At 44.9% G+C, this 599-nt stretch carries 1 protein-coding gene; it reads right to left on the bottom strand.

The window, feature by feature from the left end; all coding sequences use genetic code 11:
- Positions 1–599 (bottom strand): class I tRNA ligase family protein (locus tag B3182_RS06455; protein ID WP_292752045.1); only part of this gene is annotated, 599 nt, incomplete at both ends.

Below are 599 nucleotides of genomic sequence, written 5' to 3'. Positions count from 1 at the left end.
TTGGACAGTTCCAGATACCAGTCACAATAGTTATTCCAGACAAATTCATAAATGGCCTGCGCTGCCAAATCAAAACGGTAGCTTTCGATAGCCCGGGTAACATCCAGTTCGGTTTGTTGCAGTAAAGAAATGATCCAGCGATCAGCCAGGCTTAATTCAACGTCAGCGTTATCAATACCGGTATCCTGACCTTCGGTATTCATTAATACGTAACGCGCAGCATTCCATAGTTTGTTACAGAAGTTGCGATAACCCGCGATACGATTCATATCAAAATTGATATCACGGCCGGTAGTGGCTAATGAGGCAAAAGTGAAACGCAGAGCATCAGTTCCGTGCGGTGCGATACCTTCCGGAAATTCCTTACGGGTGGCTTTTTCAATTTTAGCAGCCAGCTGGGGCTGCATCATGCCACTGGTACGTTTGGCGACTAGTGATTCCAGATCGATACCGTCAATAATATCGATAGGATCCAGCACATTACCTTTGGATTTCGACATTTTCTGACCATGTGAATCACGTACCAGACCATGGATATAGACTTCTTTGAATGGCACATCATCCATAAATTTGATGCCCATCATCATCATCCGGGCAAC

Source organism: Methylophaga sp. UBA4204 (genome assembly GCF_002379485.1).
Lineage (GTDB): Bacteria > Pseudomonadota > Gammaproteobacteria > Nitrosococcales > Methylophagaceae > Methylophaga.
This window is presented reverse-complemented; position numbering and strand designations above follow the sequence as displayed.